The organism is Kitasatospora sp. NPDC101183, assembly GCF_044767945.1.
Classification (GTDB): Bacteria; Actinomycetota; Actinomycetes; order Streptomycetales; family Streptomycetaceae; genus Kitasatospora.
In genome coordinates this window covers 232636-250257 of the sequence record NZ_JBIWOW010000011.1, presented here as the reverse complement: position 1 = coordinate 250257, position 17622 = coordinate 232636, and the positions used below count along the sequence as shown (strand labels likewise).

The 17622-nt window shown below is 73.9% G+C and carries 14 protein-coding genes; 11 read left to right on the top strand and 3 right to left on the bottom strand.

The features are described from left to right. Nucleotides 1–156 precede the first annotated feature (156 nt). From ACIRRS_RS17890 to ACIRRS_RS17860, 7 genes are all read left to right on the top strand, one after another. Nucleotides 157–915, top strand: coding sequence for a class I SAM-dependent methyltransferase (locus ACIRRS_RS17890; protein WP_402971603.1), 759 nt, complete (start codon nucleotides 157–159; stop codon nucleotides 913–915). Between the two features lie 290 nt (nucleotides 916–1205). Continuing rightward, nucleotides 1206–2783 carry a Y4yA family PLP-dependent enzyme gene (locus ACIRRS_RS17885; protein ID WP_402971600.1) on the top strand — a complete coding sequence of 526 codons (1578 nt, stop codon included), beginning with the start codon at nucleotides 1206–1208 and terminating at the stop codon, nucleotides 2781–2783. Further along, nucleotides 2780–4120 (top strand): pyridoxal-phosphate dependent enzyme, encoded by a 1341-nt coding sequence (locus ACIRRS_RS17880; RefSeq protein ID WP_402971598.1) that lies wholly within the window; start codon nucleotides 2780–2782, stop codon nucleotides 4118–4120. The genes ACIRRS_RS17885 and ACIRRS_RS17880 overlap by 4 nt, the downstream gene beginning before the upstream one ends. A 12-nt stretch (nucleotides 4121–4132) precedes the next feature. Then, a complete protein-coding gene (locus tag ACIRRS_RS17875; RefSeq protein ID WP_402971595.1) occupies nucleotides 4133–5347 on the top strand; it encodes an aminotransferase class V-fold PLP-dependent enzyme in 1215 nt (404 codons plus the stop codon). Between the two features lie 118 nt (nucleotides 5348–5465). Continuing rightward, on the top strand, nucleotides 5466–6203 hold the full coding sequence (locus tag ACIRRS_RS17870; protein WP_402971594.1) for a Mut7-C RNAse domain-containing protein: 738 nt from the start codon (nucleotides 5466–5468) through the stop codon (nucleotides 6201–6203). Nucleotides 6204–6363: 160 nt separating this feature from the next. Then, on the top strand, nucleotides 6364–8220 hold the full coding sequence (locus tag ACIRRS_RS17865) for a CocE/NonD family hydrolase (protein ID WP_402971591.1): 1857 nt from the start codon (nucleotides 6364–6366) through the stop codon (nucleotides 8218–8220). A 161-nt stretch (nucleotides 8221–8381) separates the two neighbouring features. Next, nucleotides 8382–8882 carry an inorganic diphosphatase gene (locus ACIRRS_RS17860; protein WP_402971652.1) on the top strand — a complete coding sequence of 167 codons (501 nt, stop codon included), beginning with the start codon at nucleotides 8382–8384 and terminating at the stop codon, nucleotides 8880–8882. On the opposite strand, the gene ACIRRS_RS17855 is transcribed toward ACIRRS_RS17860, so the two are convergent. Then, nucleotides 8879–10165, bottom strand: a complete 1287-nt coding sequence (locus tag ACIRRS_RS17855; protein WP_402971588.1) for a pyroglutamyl peptidase — start codon at nucleotides 10163–10165, stop codon at nucleotides 8879–8881. The two genes, ACIRRS_RS17860 and ACIRRS_RS17855, sit on opposite strands and share 4 nt — an antisense overlap. A gap of 165 nt (nucleotides 10166–10330) precedes the next feature. On the opposite strand from ACIRRS_RS17855, the gene ACIRRS_RS17850 reads away from it, so the two are divergent. Beyond that, on the top strand, nucleotides 10331–11347 hold the full coding sequence (locus ACIRRS_RS17850; protein WP_402971586.1) for a TerD family protein: 1017 nt from the start codon (nucleotides 10331–10333) through the stop codon (nucleotides 11345–11347). Here the strand turns inward: ACIRRS_RS17850 and ACIRRS_RS17845 are convergent. Continuing rightward, nucleotides 11317–12036, bottom strand: coding sequence for a TetR/AcrR family transcriptional regulator (locus ACIRRS_RS17845; RefSeq protein WP_402971583.1), 720 nt, complete (start codon nucleotides 12034–12036; stop codon nucleotides 11317–11319). The genes ACIRRS_RS17850 and ACIRRS_RS17845 overlap by 31 nt on opposite strands. Nucleotides 12037–12151: 115 nt before the next feature. On the opposite strand from ACIRRS_RS17845, the gene ACIRRS_RS17840 reads away from it, so the two are divergent. Together ACIRRS_RS17840 and ACIRRS_RS17835 are read left to right on the top strand one after the other, a co-directional pair. Beyond that, complete coding sequence (locus ACIRRS_RS17840) at nucleotides 12152–13189, top strand: aldo/keto reductase (protein WP_402971650.1); 1038 nt, start codon at nucleotides 12152–12154, stop codon at nucleotides 13187–13189. 113 nt (nucleotides 13190–13302) lie between these two features. Continuing rightward, nucleotides 13303–13872, top strand: a complete 570-nt coding sequence (locus ACIRRS_RS17835; RefSeq protein ID WP_402971580.1) for a Uma2 family endonuclease — start codon at nucleotides 13303–13305, stop codon at nucleotides 13870–13872. 47 nt (nucleotides 13873–13919) lie between these two features. Here the strand turns inward: ACIRRS_RS17835 and ACIRRS_RS17830 are convergent, their stop codons facing one another. Next, the gene (locus tag ACIRRS_RS17830) at nucleotides 13920–15986 is read right to left on the bottom strand and encodes an MDR family MFS transporter (protein ID WP_402971577.1); all 2067 of its coding nucleotides are present in this window, start codon (nucleotides 15984–15986) and stop codon (nucleotides 13920–13922) included. 144 nt (nucleotides 15987–16130) lie between these two features. Here ACIRRS_RS17830 and ACIRRS_RS17825 point away from each other — a divergent pair, with 144 nt between their 5' ends. Continuing rightward, complete coding sequence (locus ACIRRS_RS17825) at nucleotides 16131–17621, top strand: MFS transporter (protein ID WP_402971574.1); 1491 nt, start codon at nucleotides 16131–16133, stop codon at nucleotides 17619–17621. Nucleotide 17622 lies beyond the last annotated feature (1 nt).

Here is a 17622-nt window from a genome sequence, read left to right as displayed (position 1 = left end):
GGGCGACAGGGGTCCGGCGTGCCAAGCTAATTGAAAACGGATATCATTACGCTCGGGTCTTCCTCCTTGTGCCCCATTGCGGCTCGGGGTGGACATGACAAACACTGGCAACGAGCGGAGCTCTCGAAGATGCGCGCGAACACGGCGGGAGTGGACATGCCAGTCGATGCGGCCCTGGCCGAGACCTGGATCGAGCGCTGGGAACGCCAGCAGGAGCGGTACGCGGTCGAGCGCGAGGAGCGCTTCACCGTCGTCGCCGACGTGGTCGAGCAGATCGCCGGGGACCGCGAGCGCCCGCTCGTGGCCGACCTCGGCAGCGGGCCCGGCTCGCTGTCCGCGCGGGTCGCCGCGCGGCTGCCGCACGCCGAGGTGGTCGCCGTCGACATCGACCCGCTGCTGCTCGGCCTCGGCAAGGCCCTGCGGCCCCAGGTCACCCGCTGGGTCGAGACGCTGATCGGGCGGCCGGGCTGGCTCGACGCGCTCGCGCTGGACCGTCCGCTGGACGCCGTGGTCTCCTCCACCGCGCTGCACTACCCGCCGCCGGAGACCCTGCTGGAGATCTACCGCGACCTCGCGGGCGTGATGCGCCCCGGCGCCGTCCTGGTCAACGCCGACCACCTCGTCCCCGAGGAGCCGTCGCTGGCCGAACTCGCCCTCGCCGTCGAGCGACGCTGCTCCCAGCGCCGGGGCGGCGCGAACTCCGAGGACTGGTCGCAGTGGTGGGACGCCGCCGCCCGCATCCCCGAGTTCGCCGAACTGCTCGCGGCCCGCGAGCGGCAGCTGCCGCCGAGCGAGGGCGACGGCAACGGGCTGTCGGCCGCCCGGCACGCGGACCTGCTGCTGCGGGCGGGCTTCCGCCAGGCCGGGCCGGTGTGGCAGTACGGCACGAGCGCAGTGCTGGTGGCCCTGCGCTGACAACGAACTGACGCACCGTCAAGCAGGGGTAACTGGACGTCAACTCTCCGCATTGGCACAGTCTTTGCGATGGCGTGACAGAAAATCCTGTCGCTTGAAACTGAAAACAGTTACCGTTTCCCTCGGTGGCCGACGCCCCACGCGGTGACTTCCGCGCGCGGTGTCCGACCTCCCGCGCGCCGGCGGTTCGGCGCGCGGACGACCGGGGACGACGGCCGACAAGGGGCAGCCTGTCGGTGGCTGCCGTACCCCTTCATGCCGATTTCCGATGACGGGGAGCTGTTTTCGCCATGCGGTCATCACCGCTCTTTCTCGAACCACGGCTGGAGCCCCGGCTCCGAACCCTCCTGGAAGCGGGCGACTTCCTGCACCCGCTGGTCGACGCGCTCGGGTCACCCCTGAACGTGCTCCTGCCGGAACAACTCGCGGACAACCTCGCCCGCTTCCGCGCCGTCTACCGCAAGCACCACCTCACCGGCCCCATCCACTTCGCCCACAAGGCGAACCGCTCCCGCGCGCTCGTGCGCCGCCTCGCCGCCACCGGGGCCGGGCTCGACGTCGCCTCCCTCGCCGAACTCCAGCACGTCCTCGGGGACGGCTTCACCCCCGACCGGATCATCGCCACCGGCCCCAAGAACCGCGAGTTCCTCTGGCTCGCGGCCCGCACCGGCGTCACCGTCGGCCTCGACTCCCGGGGCGAACTCGAGGAACTGGCCGAGCTGGTGCGCAAGAACGCCCTGCCCCGGGTGCGCGTCATGCCCCGGCTCTCCGGCTTCCGGGCGCCGGGCGTCACCCGGCTCAGCCGTCCGAGCCGCTTCGGCACGGACGCCGCCGAGCTCGACACCCTGCTCGACGCCCTGGAGCGCCACCGGGGCGCCGTCGAACTCACCGGCCTGGCCTACCACCTGGACACCATCGACCTGCCCGAGAAGGCCGTCGCCCTCGAAGGCTGCATCAAGGCGATGAACGAGTGCCACCGCCGGGGCTTCGCGCCCCGCACGATCGACATCGGCGGCGGCTTCGGCGTCGACTACCTCGCGGACGGCGCCCAGTGGGAGCGGTACACCACCGAACTCACCAACGCCGTGCTCGGCAGCCGCCCCCCGCTCACCTGGCAGGGCCACGGCTACGGGCTGCGCAACGAGGCCGGCACCCTGCGCGGCGCCCTCGGCCTCTACCCGGCGCACCGCCCGCTCGCCGCCGACGCCTACCTGGACGCGCTGCTCTCCTCCCCGGCCCCCTCGCTCGGGCGCCCGCTCGCCACCCTGCTGCTGGAGAGCCTCTACGACCTGGCCGTGGAGCCCGGCCGGGCTCTGGCCGACCAGTGCGGCGCGGCCCTCGCCAAGGTCCTGGAGGTGCGCCGCACCCCGGACGGCGAGTACCTGGTGCGCCTGGAGATGAACGCCCGCGACGTCAGCCTCGAGGAGCACGGCGTCCTGATGGACCCGCTGCTCGTCCCCGGGCCCGGCGCGCCCGCCGTGCCCGTGGCAACCGAGGGCCCGACCGGGGTCTACCTGATCGGCAACCTCTGCCTGGAGGCCGACCTGATCACCCGGCGGAAGGTCTTCCTGCCCCGACTCCCGGCCCCCGGTGACCTGTTGGCCTTCGCCAACACCGCCGGGTACTTCATGGACTTCAGCGCCGACCGGGCCCTCCAGCAGCCCGTCGCGCGCAAGGTCGCCGCCTGGCGGCAGGACGGCGCCTGGCACTGGCGCCTCGACGAGCAGTACTGGCCCATCGACGCGACGGCGCCCGACGGCACGGACATCGGCACCGGCACGGACACGGACACGGACGCCGGCACCGGCACGGACACCGATACGGACGCCGACGCGGTCGCGGCGGGAGCGGGGGAGAGACGCGCATGAGGTACGACAGCATCACGGACGCGATCGGCGACACCCCGCTGGTCCGGATCGACCCGGCGGTGACCGGTCTGCGACACATCGACCTGTACGCCAAGCTGGAGATGCTCAACCCGTTCGGCTCGGTCAAGGACCGCGCCGCCTGGGCCATGACCCGCGACGCGCTCCCGGCGGCCGTCGAACGCGGCGACACCATCGTCGAACTGTCCAGCGGCAACACCGCCAAGGCCCTCGCCGCCATCGCCGGCATGCACGGACTGCCGTTCAAGAGCGTCACCAACCGGATGAAGGTCCCCGAGGTCAAGGAACTGCTGCTCCTCCTCGGCGCCGAGATCGAGGAACTGCCCGGCCGCACCGAGTGCCTCGACCCGACCGACACCGACGACCCGCTCACCCGCATCCACCGGATGCTCTCCGAGGCGGACTCCGGGTACCTGCACACCGACCAGTACTACAGCCCGCTCAACGTCGAGGCGCACCTCACCGGCACCGGCCCGGAGATCCTGCGCGACCTCGACGGCCGCGCCCCGGACCACTTCATCGCCTGCGTCGGCACCGCCGGCTCCTCCACCGGCGTGGCCTCCGTGCTGCGCGGGCAGGACCCCGGGATCGAGGTGGTCGGCCTGGTCGCCCACAAGTCCGACTTCATCCCCGGCATCCGCACCATCGACGAGGTGCACGAGGTCGGCCTGTTCGACCCCGCCACCTACGACGTCATCGAGTCCGTCACCGCCGACGAGGCCATCGACGGCATGCTCACCCTGATCCGCCGCTGCGGTCTGTTGGCCGGCCCCACCGGCGGCGGCGCCTTCTTCGGGGCGCTGCGCCATCTGCGCCCGGTGGACGAGCAGTTGGACGAGCAGGTGGAGGAGAGCGGCGAGCGCAGGACGGCCGTCTTCATCGTCTGCGACAGGGTGGAGAGCTATCTGAGCTACGTTCGCCAGCGCCGCCCCGAGCTGCTCAACCAGCCCGCGCGGGCCGACTCCCTGGCCTCGCTGACGGCGGCCGAGCTCGACGCCGCCACGTCCCTGGACGTCGAGGCCGCCCGTACGTGGATCGCCGAGGAGCGCCCGCTGGTCGTCGACCTGCGCGGTTCCTTCGCCTACGCGGCGCTGCACATCGAGGGCTCGATCAACATCGTCGACGAGCTCTTCGACGAACTCCTGCGCGGCGGCCTCCCGTTCGGCGCCGGCCGGCCCGTGCTGCTGGCCTGCCCGGTCGGCGAGAAGTCCGTCCGGTACGCGGCGCTGCTCACCCGGATGGGACACCGGGACGTGCGCAGCCTCGCGGGCGGCGTCATCGGCTGGCGCGACGCCGGCGCACCCCTGGTCCGGGACTGAGCGGAGGCGGCCATGACCATGCACGAAGAACGATGTACCGTCCACGACCTCGACGAACTCCAGGACTGGCAGCGGGAGTTGCGCGCCCAGTTCCCGATCGTCACCGGCAGCCCCGACCTGGCCTACCTCGACAGCGCGGCCACCTCCCAGAAGCCGCGCGCGGTGCTCGACACCGTCCAGCGTTACCTCACCACCGCCAACGCCAACGCCGGTCGCGGCACCTACACCTGGGCCAACGCCACCACCGCCCTGGTCGAGCGCACCCGCGCCAGGGTCGCCCGCTTCCTCGGCGACCCGGCGCCGCTGGAGCGCTCCGGCGTCCACTTCACCAGCGGCGCGACCGAGGGCCTGCGCGCCGTCGCCCGGGACTGGCTGCCCCACCACCTGCGCGACGGGGACGAGATCGTCGTCCCGTTCGCCGACCACCAGGCCAACGCCCTGCCCTGGCTGGAGGCCCGCGACCTGCTCGCCCAGCGCGGCGTGCGGATCACGGTGCGCGAACTGCCGTACGAGGCCGCCTCGCACGACTACGACCCGGCCGCCCTGGCCGACCTCGTCACCGAGCGCACGGCCTTCCTCGCCGCCACCCACGTGCACCACGTGTACGGCGCCGACATGAACGTCCACCGCCTGCGCGCCGCCGTCGGCCCCCGGGTGCCGATCTGCCTGGACGCGGCGCAGAGCGTCGGCCACCTGCCCGTGGACCTCGGCGCCCTCGACGTCGACTTCCTGGTCTTCTCCGGGCACAAGGCGATGGCCCTGCCCGGCACCGGCGCCGTCTGGGCCCGCAACGCCCGGGGCCCCGGGTTCCGCCCCGGCGGCTGGTCCGGCACCCCCAACACCTGCGGCATCGCCAGCCTGGAGGCCGCCCTGGACTGGCTCGACGCCGCGGGCCCGGACCGCATCCGGCGCTGGGCCACCGCCCTCGCCGCCCGCCTCACCGACGGGCTGTACGGCGCCGAGGCGTACGAGGTCCTGGGCTGCCAGGAGAGCCTCGCCCCCGACTCCGCCGTCCAGCGGCGCGAGGGCATCGTCACCTTCCGTCACCGCCGGATCAGCTCCAACGACCTCGGCTTCGTCCTCGCCAGCCACGGCCTGATGGTGCGCGCCGACGGCCACTGCCAGGGCCGGGCGGGGGAGAGCGAGAGCTCGGTGCGGGTCAGCCTGCACGTCTACAACACCCCCGAGGAGATCGACCGGCTGCTCGCCGTCCTGCTCACGCTGTGACACCGGGGCGCCGTCACCGCCCGGCCGCCCCGCCCGGCCGGTGACGGCGCCTCACCCCGCGCCCGGCCTGGCCGGAAACCGCTGGCCACCGCCCGGCGGGCCCTGGCATGCTGGCCGTGTGGACCGACCTCAGATCTGGCTCGAATTCGCCCCCGAGCTGCACCTCTTCGTCTCCTCGCCCCGCCGTGGCGGCCGTTCCGCGCTGCGCACCGACGGCGCCTCCACGCTCGGCCACGTCGTCGAGTCGCTCGGCGTGCCGCTCACCGAGGTCGGCGAGCTGCTCGTCGGCGGACGCCCGGTGCCCGACTCGCACATCCCGTCCGACGCCGAGGAGATCACCGTCCGGGCCGTCGCCCGGCCGCAGCCCGCCACCGCCGCCCCGCCGCGCTTCCTGCTCGACGTCCACCTCGGCACCCTCGCCCGCCGGATGCGCCTGCTCGGCATCGACGCCGCCTACGAGAACCCCGACATCGGCGACGCCGCACTCGCCGCCCGCTCGGCCGCCGAGCAGCGCGTGATGCTCTCCCGGGACCGGGGGCTGCTGCGCCGCCGCGAGCTGTGGGCCGGCGCGTACGTGTACAGCCACCGCCCCGCCGAGCAACTGCGCGACGTGCTCTCGCGCTTCGCGCCCCCGCTCGCGCCCTGGAGCCGGTGCACGGCCTGCAACGGCGAGCTGCGGCCCGCCAGCAAGACGGCCGTGCGCGAGCAGCTGCACGACGGCACCGAGCGCTCCTACGACGCCTTCGCCCAGTGCGTCGAGTGCGGGCAGGCGTACTGGCGCGGGGCGCACCACGCCCGGCTGGAGGCGATCGTGGACGACGCGGTGCGGGAGTTCGGCGGCGCGGCGGCCGTCTAGGGGGTCTTTTCGTGCCCTGGCGCCCGACCCGGTGGGCGTGGTCTCATGCGCGGTGGGGGACGAGCCCGAAACTCCGTGTGTGTGACGAGAGAGGCCGGGTCGTCGTATGAGCCGTTCCAGCGATCAGTCATCGCGATCTTCCGAGCAAACCGTTCAACCTTTGAACCGCCCGCTGCGCCGTCCGGTGCGCCGCCCGCTGGCGGCGTTGGTCGCCGCCGCCACCCTCCTCGGCCTCGCCGCCGTTCCTGCGGCCGCCGCCGACCGGGGAGCCGCCGCGCCGCACCGCCAGTCACGCTACGTGGCCATGCCCGACGGCGTCCGCCTCGCCGTGGACGTCTTCCTCCCGGAGGGGACCAGGCCCGGCGCCAACCTGCCCACCGTCCTGGTCACCCAGCGCTACTGGCGCGCCCGGGTCTTCCCCGGCACCCCCGACGAGGGCGTCAACGGCTCCGCCGAGGCCTGGAACGCCCGCGGATACGCCTACGTCGTCGCCGACCTGCGCGGCACCGGCGCCTCCTTCGGCACCCTGAGCGCCGAACTCGGCGAGCAGGTCACCGCCGACAGCGGCCCGCTCAGCGACTGGATCGCCGCCCAGCCCTGGTCCAACGGCCGGATCGGCACCACCGGCGTCTCCTACGGCGGCGACACCGCGATGCTCGCCACCTCCCTCGGCAACCACCACATCGCCGCCGCCGCGCCGATCTCCTACGACTTCGACCCGTACGAGGACCTCGTACGCCCCGGCGGCGTCGAGATCCAGCCGCGCGTGGCCCCGTACGCCCTGCTGCTCACCATCCTCGACGGCCGCGGCGGCACCACCTGCGACACCAGCGCCGAGACCCGGGCGCTGTGTGCGGAGGCGGGCCTGACCGGCGCCACGCCCCGCCCGGTCGACGGCCCGGACGGCCCCGCCCTGCTCGCCGCCGCGCGCGCGGAGCACGTCGGCAACGCCAACCTCGTCGAGATGGCGCACGCGGGCAGCTACCGGGACTACCAGGACGGCCCCAAGAACTGGACCTCCGGCAGCGTCGGCGAGCGCACCGAGGCCGTCTCGGACGGCGGGGTGCCCGTGCTCACCGTCAGCGGCTGGCTGGACGCGGGCACCGCCAACGGCGTGCTCTCCCAGTTCACCGCCCTCGACAACACCCAGGAGGCCTGGATCGGCCCGTGGAACCACGGCGCCTCCCGCCTCGCCGAGCCGTTCCAGCCCGAACGCCGCCTCACCGACCAGGAGCGGGCCGAACTCAACCAGCGCGTCTACGCGTTCTTCGACCGGTACGTCCGCGACGGCGAACAGCCTGGTGGCAAGCGGCAGTTGCACTACTACACCTTCAACGAGGGCGTCTGGCGCACCACATCGCGCTGGCCGCTTCCCGGCACCCGCACCCAGCGGCTCCAGTTCGGCGCGGGCGGCGTCCTCGCCCGGCAGCGGCCCGGGGGCGACACGGGCACCGACCTGCTGCGGCTCGACCGGACCGCCGGGACCGGCCCGCTCGACCGCTGGAACACCAACCTCTCCGGCGGGCCGGTCAGTTACCCCGACCGCGCCGCCGTCGACGCCAAGCTCCTCAGCTACACCACCGCGCCGCTCACCGCCGACACGCGGATCGCCGGGAACGGCCGCGTCACCCTCGACGTGACCGGCCTCGCCGGATCGGCGCGCGGCGCCCTGCACGTCTACCTGGAGCACGTCGCCCCGGACGGGAAGGTCACCTATCTGACGGAGGGCCAACTCGCGCTGGAGGACAGGGCCGTGGCGCAGGACAACCCGGACTGGCGGCAGCTGCGCACCCCGCGCACGTACGCCTCCGGGGACGCCCGCCCGCTGCCGCAGGGCCGCGCCGAGTGCGTCACCCTCGACCTGCAGCCGACCGCGGCGCTGTTCCGGGCGGGCGACCGCATCCGGCTGACCGTCGCCGCCGCCAACCCCGACTCCTTCGAGCTGCTCCCGGCCGACGGCAACGCGAGCTACCTGATCGGGCACGGCAGCACGCTGGACCTCCCCGTGGTGCGCTGAGTCACGCGATGGCGGCACCCCTCGGCCGTACGGCGGCCGAGGGGTGCCGCGCGGGCGGGGACGGCGGAGAATTCCACCAGGGAGCCCGGGAGGAGGCAGAGGTGGAGTCCGAGGTGGAGTCGGAGCTGGAGTCCGAGCTGGAGTCCGAGCCGGAGCGCGCGGTGGAGTTCGAGGTGATGATCGAGATCCCGCAGGGGTCGCGGAACAAGTACGTGATGGACTTCGCGGCGGGCCGCATCCGCCTCGACCGCACGCTGTTCACGGCCACCCGCTACCCCGCCGACTACGGCTACGTCGAGCGCACCCTCGGCGGGGACGGCGAGCCGCTGGACGCCCTGGTGCTCGGCGGCGAGCCGGCCGTCCCCGGGTGCGTGCGCACCTGCCGGGCGGTGGGCATGTGGGTGATGCGCGACGAGCGCGGCCCGGACCAGAAGGTGCTCTGCGTCCCCGTGCACGACCCGCGCTACGCGGGCGTGCGCGACGTCGGGGACCTGAGGGAGTTCGACCTGCGGGAGATCGCCCACTTCTTCCAGGTGTACAAGGCCCTGGAGCGCGGCAAGTCCGTCGAGGGCTCCCACTGGGCCGGCCGGGACGCGGCCCACGCCGAGATCGCCGCGTCCCGCGCCCGTGCCGTCGGCACCCGCTTCGAGAGCCCCGTCTAGCCGTCCAGCCGCGCGCTGCTCAGGATCGCCCGGACCTCGGCCGCGATCGCCGCCTCGTTGCGCTCGAAGTCGGGCGCGGTGAGGCGGCCCTGGTCCGCCGGCAGGCCGGTGAGCACGGGCGTGTGCAGGTGCCCGCCGGGCAGGTCGGGGGCGAGGTCGAGGCGCAGCCGGTTGGAGCGGTAGGCGACCTCGTTGGAGAGGTAGCCGCCCCCGCCGCCGTTGACGGCGCGCGAGCCCTCCGTCGGCCCGTCCTCCCGGTCGACGGGGTACTCGTCGCCCTCGGCGATCTCGGTGACGGTGGTGTTGAGGTACACCGGGAACGGCTTCTGCACGGCCGTCATGGCGTCGGTCGGCAGGCTGGTGCGGATGAACTCCGGCCCCTCCGCCAGGCCCGGGGCGTCCACGGGGTGCATCCGGGTGCCGCCGGAGTGCGCGGCCACGTTGTCGGTGGCCGGGTCGGCGGAGCGGGCGCGGCCGGCCCAGGCCTCCAGGGTGAACACGTCGGGGTAGCCCTGGCTGATGCTGGCGATCAGGTCGGCGGCCTGCGGGCCGGGCTCCAGGTGGCGGCCGTAGGCGCGCTCGACGATGCCGCGGTCGAAGTCCCCGTAGCGCACGGGCAGGACGACGGCGCGCACCTCGGCGGTGCTGCCGTCGGCGAGGGTGATGCGCTGCCCGTGCAGTTGCAGGACGGCCGCGCCGGCGGGGTTGGCGCGGCGGGGCTCGGTGTCCAGGCCGTACGGGTCGAAGCCGCTGACGAACACGTGCCGCAGGCCGGGGGAGTCGGCGAAGCCGTCGTCCAGGCCGCGCGAGGCGTCCTCGAAGCGGCTGCGCAGCGCGGCCGGGTCGACGGTGAATCCCGGCTGCCAGCGCGCGAGTTGGACGGTCATGGCGAGCCTGGTCCAGTACAGCGGGCGGTCGTCGAGGGCGGGCAGCTCACCGGCCGGGCGGCGGCCCTGGGCGCGGTCCACGCCGGCCTGCCACAGGGCCCGGCCCCAGGTGGTGACGACCCGTTCGGCCCGGCGGGCGTCCCTGGAGGCGCAGAGCGCGGCGGGGAAGCCCTGCGGCAGGTCGGCCAGGCCGGAGCGCTCGGTGAACGCGGCCGTGCGGCCGTCCTGGAGGCGGGCCTGCTCGGGGTCGGGCCGTACGGCGGCGGCCGGGCTCAGGCAGTCGGCGGAGCCCGGGGCGGGGGCTGGGGCGGCCTGGGCGGCGGCCGGGGCGAGGAGGGCGGCGAGGGCGCCGGTGAGGGCGGCGGCCAGCCCGGCGGCGCGGCGAAGGCGTGTCATGTCCGCTGACAATAAAGGGGATCGAGACACCCCGCCAGGGTGCCTCACCCCGCCCGTAGGACCGTGATCGATCGGACGGGAACCGCCGTGTGCTCTACAGCGTTGTCGTCGTCGAACGGGGATACGACGGAGAGCCGTCATCGGCACGGGTGTGGAGGAAGTCCCATGAGTGTGGCCCTGACCAGGGGCGCCAACGTCTCGCTGAGCAAGCTGGCTCCCGGGCTGCGCACCGTCCGGGTCGGCCTCGGCTGGCAGGCCGGCGCCGGCTACGACCTGGACGCCAGCGCGCTGCTGTGCGGGCCCGGCGGCAAGGTGCTCTCGGACCAGCACTTCGTCTTCTTCAACAACCTGCGCAGCCCGGACGGCTCGGTGCGCCACGCGGGCGCCTCCGGCGCGGTCGGCGGGGACCAGGAGCGGATCGAGGTCGGCCTCGCCGAGGTCTCCGCAGGGGTGGAGAAGATCGTGTTCGCGGTGGCGATCTACGACGCGGCGCCCCGCCGGCAGACCTTCGGCCAGGTCCGCGGCGCCTTCATCCGCCTCTGCGTCGAGGACGGCGAGGGTGCCGAGCTCGTCCGCTACGACGTGGCGGCCGAGGCGGGCAGCGAGACGGCGATGGTGTTCGGCGAGCTGTACCGGAACGGCGCGGAGTGGAAGTTCCGCGCGATCGGGCAGGGGTACGCCTCCGGGCTCGCCGGGATCGCCACCGACTACGGGGTGGACGTGCTCCAGCCCTCCGCGCCCGCCCCCGCGCCGGTGCCCGTGGTCGCCCCCGTTGTTCCCAAGACCCAGCCAGTGACAGGGAGTTCCCCCGTGACGTGCTTCTTCGACCCCTCGCACGGAATCGGCTCCACGGCGGTGCTGTGGCAGCCGCAGTGGGGCGTGCCGCGCCAGATCGAGGCCTGCGCGGCCTGCGCCCAGCGGGTGCACACCACCGTCCCGCCGTTCTACACCCCGCCGCAGGCGCAGGCCCCGGCCCCGGCCCACGCCCACCTTCCGGCGCAGGCCCAGGGCCACGGCCAGCCGGCCGAGGGCGGCGGGCGCCGCTTCGGCACCGGTGCCATGATCGGCGCGGGCGCGGCGGGCCTGGTCGGCGGGATGCTGATCAACGAGGCGCTCAGCGACGACGCGCCCGAGGTGGTCGTCAACAACTACTACGAGAGCGACGACGACGACTTCTTCTGAACCGGGTCCGCCTTCCCCCGAACGGCCGTACGGCGCGCGCTCGCGCCGTACGGCCGTTCGGCGTTACCGGCCTGTGCGCGGCGGAACACCCCTGCCCGGGCGGCGGCCTCGGCGGCGTCGGCCGCGCGGTCGGCGTCGGCCTCGTCCAGGGGCTCGGCGGTGGTGAGCATCCGGTAGTACAGCGGCGCCGAGACGGCCCGCACCACCTCGAACGGGTCGGTGTCCGGCGGGAGTTCGCCGCGCTCCACGGCCTCGACGACACAGGGCGCCCACTCCTCGACCCGCCGCCGGTAGAACCGGTGCAGCGCCTCGGCGGTCCCCGCGTCCCCGTCGGCGGCGAGCAGGACGGCCCGGAACAGCGCCCCCTGCCGGGGGTCCGCGAGGGTGCGCCGCACGAGCCGGGCGTTGGCCCGCAGGTCCCCGGAGAGCGAGCCGGTGCGGGCGCGGGGGAGCGACTGCTCGGCCATGTCCGCGAGCAGGTCCGCGACGAGGGCGGTGGTGCTGCCCCAGCGGCGGTAGACGGTGGTGCGGCCGACGTCGGCGCGCTGGGCGAGGTCGCCGAGGTCGAGCCCGGCGAAGCCGCGCTCGACGAGGGCGTCCTCGGCGGCCCGCAGGACGGCGGCGCGGACGCGGGCGGTACGGCCGCCGGGGCGGACGGTGCCGGGCTGCTCTTCGAGGCCTTCTGTCATTAACGGGATTCCTGTTCCATTAGCCGCGCGCAGTCTGCTAGGTTCAAGGCATCTTAACGGAACGTGAGTCCCATTAGGGACTCTCGGGAGGAGAACCGCCATGCCCACCCCCGCCATGGAACACCGCCGGCTCGGCTCGTCCGGCCTCCAGGTCCCCGTCCTCAGCCTCGGCACCGGCACCTTCGGCGGGCGCGGCCCGCTCTTCGGCGCCTGGGGCACCACCGACGTCCAGGAGGCCCGCCGCCTCCTCGACATCGCCATCGACGCCGGGGTCACCCTCTTCGACACCGCCGACGTCTACTCCGACGGCGCCTCCGAGGAAGTCCTCGGACAGGCCGTCCGGGGTCGCCGCGACCAGGTGCTCATCTCCACCAAGGCCGGCCTCCCGACCGGCGACGGCCCGTGGGACGCGGGCACCTCCCGCTCCCGCCTCATCCGTACGGTCGAGGACGCGCTGCGGCGCCTGGACACCGACCACCTCGACCTCTTCCAGCTCCACGCCTACGACGCCGCCACCCCGATCGAGGAGGTGCTGGCCACCCTGGAGGACCTCGTCCGCGCGGGCAAGATCCGCTACACCGGCGTCTCCAACTTCTCCGGCTGGCAGCTGATGAAGTCCCTCGCCCTCGCCGACCGCCACGGCCGACCCCGCTACGCCGCCCACCAGGTCTACTACTCCCTCGTCGGCCGCGACTACGAGTGGGAGCTGATGCCCCTCGCCCAGGAGGAGGGCGTCGGCGCCCTCGTCTGGAGCCCCCTCGGCTGGGGCCGCCTCACCGGCCGCCTCCGCCGCGGCGAACCCCTGCCCGCCGGCAGCCGCCTGCACGACACCGCCGACTACGGGCCGCCCGTCGAGGACGAACTGCTCTACCGCGTGGTCGACGCCCTCGAGGAGGTCGCCGCCGAGACCGGCCGCACCGTCCCCCAGATCGCCATCAACTGGCTGCTGACCCGGCCCACCGTCTCCTCCGTCATCATCGGCGCCCGCAACGAGCACCAGCTCCGCCAGAACCTCGGCGCCATCGGCTGGACCCTCACCCCCGACCAGCTCACCCGCCTCGACACCGCCAGCACCCGCACCGCCCCCTACCCCCACTTCCCCTACCACCGCCAACCCGCCTTCGCCCGCCTCAACCCGCCCCTGGGGGTGTGACCGAATCGATCATGGTTCGATCGCGTGCGACCAGGACGCGCCAACACCGGTCGATCGGCCGGAGGGCCGCACGGGACAGGGCAGAATCACAGGAAGGAGGAAGGAGGCTCGTCGTGAGTACAGCACCCCAGGTCCCCGGCGACTACAGCACCGTCAGCGACCCCGAGCGGGCGTTGAAGTACGCGATCCGGCATTTCGCCGGCGACCGCACCGAGATCATCGAGGGAGTCATCACCCCCATGTCGCCCTCCTGGGCGCACGAGTCCGCCGCCGAGATCGTGCGCCGCCAGATCACCGACCGGATGAACGAGCTCGACCTGGTGTCCGGCTCGGGCAATCTCGACCTGCCCGGCAGTGAGAACTGGTACATCCCGGACCTCGCGGTCGTCCCCGCCGAGCTCGCCACGAAGACCGAAGGCGCGCTACTGCCCGACCAGACGCTCCTGATCGTCGAGGTCAGCTCCCCGTCCAACGCCGACACCGACCGCGTGGTCAAGCGCCGCCGCTACGGCCAGTACGGCGCCCCGCTGTACCTGCTCGTCGACCGCCAGAACCGCACCTGCAGCCTGTTCAGCGAGCCGAGCCGCCTCGGCTACGCGAGCGAGAGCGGCCCGTACCCGTTCGGCACGCCCGTCCACCTCCCGGCGCCCTTCGACGTCGACCTCGACACCACCCGTCTGTAGCCCGACGCGTCGGAAGCCGCCTCCTCCGGGAGGCGGCTTCCGACGTCTCAGGGGCGGGCCGACTCCTTGGTGCGGGTGTGGGTGGGGAGGCCGTTGGCGAGGTCCTCGGTGAGGAGGCGCCAGGCGATGGCGGTGGCGGCGGTGCGGAGTTGGGGGCTGCGGGGGCGGCCGGCGTCGGCGTCGAGGCGGGCGTTGAGCCAGTCGGACCAGGCGCCGGCGAGGGTGCGGACCTCGTGGGTGCCGGCGTCGGTGAGGGCGAGGCGGTCGCCGTCGCGGGTGAGGTGGCCCTCGGCGGCCATCCGGTCGAAGACGGGTTCCAGGACCTCGGGCGGGACGCGCTTGCGCCCGGCGATGAGGTCGAGGGAGGCGTGCCCGACCGCCTTGGTGTGCCCGGCGACCTCCATGAGCGCCCAGGCGCCCGCGAGGTCGACGCCCGCCCCGGCGCCGCCGACGATCGAGCGGACGGTGGAGAGGTCGACGTTGCGCACGATCTTGCCGACGGCGTACTCCAGGTGCGGGTCGGAGTCGCTGGTGGTCGGCTGGGCGAAGCCCTCGCCCATGTCGGTGGAGCCGGCCCGGGCGGTGTCGCGCAGCTGCACCTGCTTGAGGAACAGCGCGACCACGAACCCGACCGCCGCCACCGGGATCGTCCACAGGTACACGGTGTGCAGCGCGTCCGAGTACGCCTGGACGATCGGCGCGGCCTGGTCGGCCGGCAGGTGGTGCAGCCCCTGCGGGCTCTCGGCGGCGCGGGTGAGGACGGCCGGGTCCGCGCCGGTGAGGCGGGCGGAGGCGCCGACGCCCTTGGTGAGCTCGGTCTTGAGGCTGTTGGCGTAGATGGTGCCGAACACGGCCGTGCCGAAGGAGCTGCCGATGGTGCGGAAGAACGTCACCCCGGAGGTGGCGGTGCCCAGGTCCGCGTAGTCCACGGTGTTCTGCACGGCGATGGTGAGCACCTGCATGCTCAGCCCGATGCCGACGCCCAGCACGAACATGTACAGCGAGGCGAGCGCCGTGCCGGTGCCGGGCTCCAGCCGGGAGAGCAGGTAGAGGCCGAGGGCCATGACGGCGGTGCCGACGATCGGGAAGATCCGGTACTGACCGGTCTTGCTGACGATGTTGCCGCTGGCGATGGAGGCGATCAGCAGGCCGATGACCATCGGCAGCATCCGCACCCCGGAGACCGTCGCCGAGTCGCCGTCCACGTACTGCAGGAAGGTCGGCAGGAAGGTGAGCGCGCCGAGCATCGCGAAGCCGACGATGAAGCTGAGCACCGAGCAGACCGCGAACACCGGGTTGCGGAACAGCCGCATGGGCAGCATCGGTTGGGCGGCCCTGGTCTCGACCACGCAGAACAGGGCGAGGGCGACGGCGCCGCCCGCGAACAGGGCGATGATCACCCCGGAGCCCCAGGCGTACTGGTTGCCGCCCCAACTCGTCGCCAGGATCAGGGCGCTGGCGCCGACGGAGACGAGCGCGATGCCCAGGTAGTCGATCACCGGGCGGACGGCCGCCCGCACGGAGGGGATCGTCCGGGCGGCGGCGATGACGACCACGATCGCGATCGGCACGTTGACGTAGAACGCCCAGCGCCAGGACAGGTGGTCGGTGAACAGCCCGCCCAGCAGCGGGCCGATGACCGTCGCCAGGCCGAACACCGCGCCGATCGCGCCCTGGTACTTGCCCCGGTCGCGCAGCGGGATGACATCGGCGATCAGCGCCATGGCGGTGACCATCAGGCCGCCCGCGCCGATGCCCTGCACGGCCCGCCAGGCGATCAGCAGGGTCATGTTGGTGGACAGGCCGCACAGGAACGAGCCGGTGATGAAGACGATCGCCGACACCTGGAAGATCAGCTTGCGCCCGTACAGGTCGCCGAACTTGCCCGCGAGCACGGTGGCGACGGTCTCGGCGAGCAGGTAGGCGGTGACGACCCAGGACATGTGGGCCGCGCCGCCGAGGTCCGAGACGATGGTGGGCAGCGCGGTGCCGACGATCGTCTGGTCCAGCGCGGCCAGCAGCATGCCGAGGACGATCGTGGCGAAGACGACGTTGCGCTGCCGTACGTCCAGGACCGGTGGGGCGGACGGCTGGGGCTCGGTGGCGACTGTCATGGGCTCAGCCTCCGGGGCGGGCGGGCCGGTCGCGATCCGGTTCGGCCGTACGGGTGAAGCCGGGCGCGGCCCTGCCCGGGTGGCGGGGCCGTACGGGCCGGGCGACGATGGCCGCGACCAGGGCCCGAGGACGAAGAGGCTCCGATGACCACCCACCCCGAGAACCCGCCGCCCGGTGCCACGGCCGTGACCGGACGGGCCGGGCGGGCCGGGCGCCGGCGCTGGGAGGCGCTCGCCGTCTGCCTGGTCGCCGGGTTCATGACCCTGCTGGACGTCAGCATCGTCAACGTCGCCCTGCCGACCGTCCGCGCCGGCCTGCACATGTCCGACAGCGGCCTCCAGTGGGTGCTCAGCGGCTACGCGCTGGCCTTCGGCCTGGTGCTCGTCCCGGCCGGGCGCCTCGGCGACGCGCGCAGCCGCCGCGCCGTCTTCCTGACCGGCCTCGCCCTGTTCACCGCCGCCAGCGCCCTGGCCGGGGCGGCGCAGAACCAGGAGTGGCTGGTACTGGCCCGGCTGTTCCAGGGCGCGGCGGGCGGGGTGCTGGTGCCGCAGGTCTCCGGCTTCATCCAGACCCTCTTCCAGGGCGCCGAACGTGGACGGGCCTTCGGCGCGCTGGGCGCCACCATCGGGCTGTCGACGGCGGTCGGCCCGCTGCTCGGCGGGCTGCTGATCCACCTGGCCGGCACGCGGGACGGCTGGCGGTGGGTGTTCCTGGTCAACCTGCCGATCGGCCTGGCCGCCCTGCCCGTCGCCCGCCGGCTGCTGCCGGCGCCCCCGCCCTCCGCCGAGCGGGCCGGGCACCGCGACTTCGACCCCGTCGGCGTGCTGCTGCTCGGCGCCGGGACGGTGGCGCTGCTGCTGCCGTTCGTCCAGGAGCAGCAGTGGCACGGCGCGCGGCGCTGGCTGCTGCTGCCGCTGGCGGCCCTGCTGCTGGCCGCCTTCGTCGGGTGGGAGCGGGTCTACGGGCGGCGGCGCGAGCCGCTGGTGAGCATGGCGCTGTTCGGGGTGCGCTCGTACGCGGCGGGGGTGCTGCTGTCGCTGGTGTACTTCGCCGGGTTCACCGCGATCTTCTTCATCTTCACGCTCTACCTCCAGGCGGGCCTGCACTACGCCGCGCTGACGGCGGGCCTGGCGATCACCCCGTTCGCCGTCGGCTCGGGCGTGGCCGCGGCGGTGGGCGGGCGGCTGGTGGGCCGGCTGGGGCGCCGGCTCGTCGTCCTCGGCCTGCTGCTCGTCCTGCTCGGGCTGCTGGCCTCCGCGCTGGCGGTGCAGCTGTGGTCGGGGCCCTCGATCGGCTGGTGGACGGCGCTGCCGCTGCTGGTCGCGGGCACGGGCAGCGGCCTGGTGATCGCCCCCAACCAGACCCTGACCCTCCAGCAGGTCCCCCTCGCCCGCGCGGGCAGCGCGGGCGGCGTCCTCCAGACCGCGCAGCGCGTCGGCTCGGCGGTCGGCATCGCCGTCGTCGGCTCCGTCTTCTTCGCCCACGCCGCCGGGCCCCACCCCGACTGGGCGCACGCCTTCCAACTCGGCGTCACCGTGGCGGCGGGCCTGGTGCTGGTGGCGCTGCTGATCGCGGTGGCGGACGTCCGGGCGGGCGGGAGCCCGCCGGACGCGCGGCCTGTCGAGCGGGGGTAGG

Coding starts and splice junctions, on each gene's coding strand:
- ACIRRS_RS17890 (WP_402971603.1), top strand. CDS start 157: ATGCCAGTCGATGCGGCCCTGGCCGAGACCTGGATCGAGCGCTGGGAA.
- ACIRRS_RS17885 (WP_402971600.1), top strand. CDS start 1,206: ATGCGGTCATCACCGCTCTTTCTCGAACCACGGCTGGAGCCCCGGCTC.
- ACIRRS_RS17880 (WP_402971598.1), top strand. CDS start 2,780: ATGAGGTACGACAGCATCACGGACGCGATCGGCGACACCCCGCTGGTC.
- ACIRRS_RS17875 (WP_402971595.1), top strand. CDS start 4,133: ATGACCATGCACGAAGAACGATGTACCGTCCACGACCTCGACGAACTC.
- ACIRRS_RS17855 (WP_402971588.1), bottom strand. CDS start 10,165: ATGACACGCCTTCGCCGCGCCGCCGGGCTGGCCGCCGCCCTCACCGGC.
- ACIRRS_RS17850 (WP_402971586.1), top strand. CDS start 10,331: ATGAGTGTGGCCCTGACCAGGGGCGCCAACGTCTCGCTGAGCAAGCTG.
- ACIRRS_RS17845 (WP_402971583.1), bottom strand. CDS start 12,036: ATGACAGAAGGCCTCGAAGAGCAGCCCGGCACCGTCCGCCCCGGCGGC.
- ACIRRS_RS17840 (WP_402971650.1), top strand. CDS start 12,152: ATGGAACACCGCCGGCTCGGCTCGTCCGGCCTCCAGGTCCCCGTCCTC.
- ACIRRS_RS17830 (WP_402971577.1), bottom strand. CDS start 15,986: ATGACAGTCGCCACCGAGCCCCAGCCGTCCGCCCCACCGGTCCTGGAC.
- ACIRRS_RS17825 (WP_402971574.1), top strand. CDS start 16,131: ATGACCACCCACCCCGAGAACCCGCCGCCCGGTGCCACGGCCGTGACC.